Raw genomic sequence first — 6,009 nt, forward strand, 5'->3', positions numbered from 1 at the left:
ACGTCCCGCATTCATTCTGCAACTGCACTGGCGAGGTATGTTTATCGCTGCCATCCTTGCTGTCCCCTTGACATACTCGTCATGGTGTGGTAAAGTAGAGGTATCAAGTATCAAGGGGCCCGCCTGTAAAGGGGCCCGCCTGTAAAGGGGCCCGCCTGTAAAGGGGCCCGCCTGTAAAGGGGCCCGCCTGTAAAGGGGCCCGCCTGTAAAGGGGCCCGTCTGTAATGGTAGGACGCTCCAGCGGGGCAGAGTCGGCTGTCTTGGCGTTGGCACCAGAAACATATAGCGTTCTGCTCCCCTCGATATCCTTGATAAGAGCATGTAACCCTCTGCGATATGAACTTATTACTATCTCCTTGCCTTCTCGTTGAATAGTGACAGACATGAAGTTTATCTGTTTGTTCTTGTCAAGAAATGATTTTATGAATATGTACTTTGTGTTTCTTTCGGCACCTTCTTCACGGCTATCTTTCTCTATCACATACAAATGGCTGCGTAGGCCGTCTTCATCGGTATAACGAAAGAAAATAACATAGCTGCCATAGGTAACACTGCGGTAATTGTGCCCATATTCTGGTCGTGCCCGACCTATCAGGCTAGGCAGTTTTGCAATTTGTTCGCAATAATCGGTAAGCCTGTCTGTAAATCTTTCGGCAACGGCACGGCTGGCACTCTCGCTCTCGATATAGGTAGCTATATCAAACATGTCGCGTCGAGCCGCTGCCGTATAAACAAGACGTGGCATTTATTGTACGTTTGATAGCGCAGCACGATCAAGCTGCTCGCGTACAAAGCGTCTTACCTCGTCTGACGTAAACCTGCCTCCTTCCGCTTCGGCGGCTTCAAGCTCGGCGCGAAGTTTGGCTATTTTAGCATGATTGATAGCGTAGCCAACGGCATCCTCCGCTGTTGGAAAGTTGCCGGCAGCAAGCTCAGTTTCCACCCATTGGGCGGCATCAGGGGTTAATTCTACTTTCATAACGGCACCTCTAATCTCATAAGGATTTAAGTTATCGTACCATAAAGGGCTGACCTAAACCACGGCACCCCTAACAGCGTGGGTATTTGCGTTCGGTTATAATCCTCCCTTCGTGTCTTCTATTTCTACAATAACACGTCCCACTCTCATTTGGCAACTGCACGGCGAGACATCTTAGGCGGAGACTAATGTTATGGTAAAATTATGTGCAACCCAACAGCCTGCAAAAAAAGTGGGCAGGGCTTTAGCCCTGCACCCAAAAGATAAAGAACCAAATGACCGAATGACCCAATCATCAATGCCCGGAACGAACTGGCCAAACGTAGAGGCCGTAGTCGGACTTGTAGCCGGCGTAGACGCTGCCGTCGACCATGTGGACGAACCATGCGCGGCTCGTACTGCTAGCGTAGGTAGTAGAGGACCAGTAGCCGTCAGACGGTACATCAAAACCATCGTCCCTAAGCTGTGACCAACGATCAACTTTATGACCGTTACAATCGTAATACCGGGTTTCATTCAGGTCTAACCCTGTCGTAGTCCCGTCCTCCCTGCAAAGGGTGTACAACTTTAATTATCATGCCTGAAAAAAACTGTATTATTTCAGTATAACACAAAACCTTCTATCTCTGTTTTCTCTACTTGCGCTTAAACATCTTCCTGAGGTCGTCGTGGGAGAGATACACCTGCGTTGGACGACCGTGGGGGCAATGATGTGGGTCGTTTGTTGACACCAACTGCCTAAAAAGCGCATTTAACTCCTCCGATGACAACACAACCCGCCCGCGCACTGCACTATGACAGGCAATGCGCTTTGCCATGACGTCCTTGATGTCATCCGTGGGACTGACAGCGCTTGTATCAATCATGCTGGAGGCTATATCCGATAACACGGCAGAGATATCAACACCCTTGAGTTCAGCCGGCACCCCCCTGATTATAAACGTATCGGCACCAAACTCCTCGATCTCAATGCCCATCTGTCGCACCTTGTCCATGTTCAGACGCAACAGCGAAAACTCCTTCAATGGCAGCTTCAACTGGATCGGAAACAGCAAACGGTTAGTCACAAGTCCCACGCCATCCCTGAGCCGCTCATACATCACCCGTTCGTGTGCTGCGTGGTGGTCGGCGATGACCAAACGGTCCCTGTCGGCATATGCCACAAAGACGTCCCCAAGGTAGAGGTAGTCCCTGGAGGGTGTGTATGGCAGGGGGGCGGATTCTCTGACCACGCACTCGGGGGACTGTTCCTTTGGTTTATACTTGAACGGCCCTGCCTCAACGGTTGCGGGAGTTGGCTTTGACGACGGTATTGACGGCGATGACGACAGCGGGGTAGACGCAGATTGAGCTTGGGACTGGGCAGGATTAGCCCTGTGGTCGTTGCCTTGCCTGATGGCCCCCTTTACGCCGGTTATCACCTGCTGGTATATGTAGTCCTTGTGTAGAAAGCGTATCTCCTGCTTTGTGGGATGTACGTTGCAATCGACCGTGGCGGGGTCTGACTCTATGTAGAGGAAAAACACGGGATGCGCACCCTCACGCAGGATGTCCTTAAACCCCTGATACACCGCATGTCTTATGACGTTGTCTCTGATGCAGCGATTGTTGACAAAGATGTACTGGTGTGAGCGTGACTTTCTGGCACTTTCGGCCCTTGAGACAAACCCTCGGATGCTCAAACCATCCCCGCTGACCTCAAAGGGGAGCAGCGCCCGCAGAAAGTCGCTTCCGTAGAGCATGGCAATCCGCTCGTCTATGCCCGATGCAGCAGGCAGACTCAGCGCCTCCTTTTCGTCGATGTACAGGGAAAGGCGTCTCTGTGGATTTATAAGCGCCACCTGCGTGACGGTCTCCGTGATGTGGTACAATTCAGTAGACGTGCCCTTGAGAAATCTCTTTCGCACGGGGGTGTTGTAGAAGAGGTCTCTGACCTCAATGGTAGTTCCCGATGTGACCTTGTCCCTAACGTCCTTGACTACGCCGCCGTGAACCTCTATAAACGTCCCCTCCGAGGGCACGGACGGACTGTTCAGCGCCGTTGATATGGTCAACTTGGAGACGGCGGCAATTGAGGAGAGCGCCTCGCCCCTGAAACCCATCGTGGTGATGTTAAACAGGTCTTCGGCCTCCTTGATCTTGCTTGTGGCGTGTCTTTGTATGCACCTGATGGCGTCTTCTCTGTCCATCCCGCAGCCGTTGTCGCAGACCCGTATCAGACGCTTGCCGCCCAGGAGTATGTCCACCCTTATATCCGTGCTGGCGGCATCGAGGGCGTTGTCCACCAGCTCCTTGACCACCGACGCCGGACGCTCTATCACCTCGCCGGCCGCTATCTGGTTGATCAGGTCATCCCTGAGTATCTCAATTATAGCCATTAATTAACCTTATCCCGTATCTTCTTTATATTTCATGGTAACATTCTAAGACAAGAAAGGGGCGGCTCCGCCCCCTTCAGAACCCCCCGCAAGGGGGCCAGCCCCCTTGACCCCTTCCCGCGCAAGTTAAGATTCTGAGTTATGCTTACCATGCTTTTTTAAGAGGATACCTTCCCTCTCAAACACCACAAAATCTTCGGCACCGAGAGGCTTGCTAAACAAATAACCTTGCGCCTCGTCACAGTCTAGTGACTTGAGCAATTCCAACTGCTCTTGCATCTCAACTCCTTCTGCTACTACGGGTTTTTTCAGATTGTGTGCCATATCTATTATGGTCTTTACTATTACCAGTGCGTCTTGATTATGTGTTACATCCGTGATAAAAGACTTATCCAGTTTTATCTTATTGAAGGGCAGACGCTTCAAATAAATCAAAGACGAGTAACCTGCACCAAATTCATCCAGTGACACCTTGATCCCTGCGTTACTAAGCTGGGTTAAAACCTTTGTGGTCTGCTCTATGTTCTGGTTGACAATACACTCGGTTATCTCAATTTCGAGAAACGCAGGGTCCATTTGTCTCTCCAACAACAGATGAATGACAGTATCAACAAAGTCATTTCGCTGGAAGTTGTTACATGTGACATTGACGGCTATGTTTAGCAAAGGTACGTCTTTTTCATGCCACAAGGTATTCTGCTCAATCGCCGTCCTTATTGCCCATCGGTCTATATCTATACCCAGCCCTGCCTCCTCTGCCAGGGAGATAAATCTGTCAGGGTATATCATGCCAAATACCGGATGGTTCCAACGTATTAATGCCTCTACTGCCGTTGTCTTGCCGGTTCTAAGGTCTATCATGGGTTGATAGTACAGTACAAATTGGTTGTTTGCTATGGCATAGTTTATATCTTCTTCCAGTGAATCTCTCTCCCTTAGATTTTCACCCATGTTGTCTTCATAAAATAAAAAATTGCTGCCTAAAGACGTCTTTGCGTTATACATGGCAGTATCGGCTTTTTTTAGAAGCAACATGCTATCACTGCCATCTCTTGGATATACGCTTATGCCGATACTGGCATTGACTAATAACGTTTTTCCCTTATATTCCATAGGCCTGTCTATCTCGTCAATTATCCTGTTGCACAGCTCCGTCAGCTCATCCAGCTTATTGAAGCCTCTGACCACTATAGCAAACTCATCCCCTCCTAATCTGGCTATTGTGTCTACATCTCTTACGGAGCGTTTAAGCCTGTCAGTGGCTTTTTTTAACACGACATCACCTGCATCATGTCCGTGTTTATCGTTGATGGCCTTGAATTTATCAAGGTCTATGTACAAAACAGCCGTCTTGTCCTTATAACGCTTTGATTGACTTATGCTTTGGGTTAATCTGTCAAACAATAGCGTCCTGTTTGGTATCCCTGTCAGCGCATCGTAGTTTGCCATATATTCGAGCTTCTCATCAGTCATCCTGCGTTCAATTATAGCCGCCAATGTATCTGCAAGCATCAACAATAATTGCTCCTCTGTCTTGCTCTTCTTATGCCCAACGTCAACATATACATTGATGACACCTACCACCCTGTCTTCCATTATAACCGGTGCACAATAATGACCATGATCCGGCATACCTTCATAGCAGATCACGTGTTCACTGTCAAAACGATCCTTATATATCAGTCTCTTTTTTAATACCGCTAACCCACACAGGCACTTTCCTGTCTGAATTTCCTTACATGGCTCTAATAGCGCAGTAGGAAAGTTTTTTATTGCTACCATCTTTAATATACTTGTCGTATCATCATACAGAAATATGCAACCAATAGGTTTTATAGCAAATGAGGGAAATGAAAACAGGACATCCAGCACTAAGTAACTGTCCATAATTAACTTGAACAATTAGGTGCTATAGTATAATTCCATTCACCATGAAATGAAGCCTTAGTTAAATTAACTTTGTCAAATTCTTCATCAGACACCTTAATTCCCTTTGAGTAAGCAGTTGTATCCAGTTCTGCCTTGATCTTTAAACCCTTATTTGTTGTGGTGCTACCTATTAGATTTACGATTATCTCATGGCTTGTCAAAGGCTTACCACGCCAGTTCATGCTTATATGGCAGAACATTCTATGTTCTATTTTATTCCATTTGCTGGTTCCCGGTGGAAAGTGACAAACCGATATGTTTAAACCTGTTTCGTTTGCAAAACGTTGGAGTGCAACCTTCCACAAACGGACACGATAGCCATTACTGCCCCCGCAATCAGCAGTAATGAGAAGTGTTTTAGCATTGGGATAATGTTCACACCCCATTTTACGCCACCAGCGGCGGATACTTTCCACTGCAAACTCCGAAGTATCGTTATCTGTACCAACACTTACCCAGCCTATATTTGCGCCTTGATCGTATACCCCATAGGGATTGACCTTACCAAGTTCCTTGTCGGCAAAGTCATGATCCCGTACCACATCGGGTTGTCCCATCGGTTGCCATTCACGTCCCGCATTTTTAAAATCACCTACAAGTTCCTTCTTTTTGGTGTCCACAGATATTACTGGTTCTTGACGCTGTTGGAAATCAACCACTTGCTCGTTTATGTATCTAAACTGAGCATCGCGGTCGGGATGGTCTGAACCCTCACGTATCTTC

At 47.9% G+C, this 6,009-nt stretch carries 6 protein-coding genes; all 6 read right to left on the reverse strand.

Translation table 11 applies throughout. The features are described from left to right. Window positions 1-103 precede the first annotated feature (103 nt). Entirely contained in the window at window positions 104-745 is a 642-nt protein-coding gene (locus tag Mcas_RS16060) for a type II toxin-antitoxin system RelE/ParE family toxin (protein ID WP_052566689.1), read from the reverse strand. Further along, a complete protein-coding gene (locus Mcas_RS01660; RefSeq protein ID WP_040333651.1) occupies window positions 746-979 on the reverse strand; it encodes a hypothetical protein in 234 nt (77 codons plus the stop codon). Window positions 980-1,274: 295 nt separating this feature from the next. Beyond that, window positions 1,275-1,544 (reverse strand): Lcl domain-containing protein, encoded by a 270-nt coding sequence (locus tag Mcas_RS19100; RefSeq protein WP_081853521.1) that lies wholly within the window; start codon window positions 1,542-1,544, stop codon window positions 1,275-1,277. A 70-nt stretch (window positions 1,545-1,614) separates the two neighbouring features. Next, a complete protein-coding gene (gene mutL / locus Mcas_RS01670; RefSeq protein ID WP_040333653.1) occupies window positions 1,615-3,357 on the reverse strand; it encodes a DNA mismatch repair endonuclease MutL in 1,743 nt (580 codons plus the stop codon). Window positions 3,358-3,483: 126 nt separating this feature from the next. Beyond that, on the reverse strand, window positions 3,484-5,244 hold the full coding sequence (locus Mcas_RS01675) for a bifunctional diguanylate cyclase/phosphodiesterase (protein ID WP_052566690.1): 1,761 nt from the start codon (window positions 5,242-5,244) through the stop codon (window positions 3,484-3,486). A 2-nt stretch (window positions 5,245-5,246) separates the two neighbouring features. Beyond that, window positions 5,247-6,009: ISAzo13 family transposase (locus Mcas_RS01680; protein WP_040333655.1), on the reverse strand; the 763-nt coding region annotated here is incomplete at its 5' end.

It is taken from the genome of Candidatus Magnetobacterium casense (genome assembly GCF_000714715.1).
Taxonomy (GTDB): Bacteria; Nitrospirota; Thermodesulfovibrionia; order Thermodesulfovibrionales; family Magnetobacteriaceae; genus Magnetobacterium; species Magnetobacterium casense.

Excerpts from the sequence above, each read along its gene's own strand:
- Mcas_RS16060 (WP_052566689.1), bottom strand. The coding sequence starts at position 745 with ATGCCACGTCTTGTTTATACGGCAGCGGCTCGACGCGACATGTTTGAT.
- Mcas_RS01675 (WP_052566690.1), bottom strand. The coding sequence starts at position 5,244 with ATGGACAGTTACTTAGTGCTGGATGTCCTGTTTTCATTTCCCTCATTT.
- mutL (WP_040333653.1), bottom strand. The coding sequence starts at position 3,357 with ATGGCTATAATTGAGATACTCAGGGATGACCTGATCAACCAGATAGCG.
- Mcas_RS01660 (WP_040333651.1), bottom strand. The coding sequence starts at position 979 with ATGAAAGTAGAATTAACCCCTGATGCCGCCCAATGGGTGGAAACTGAG.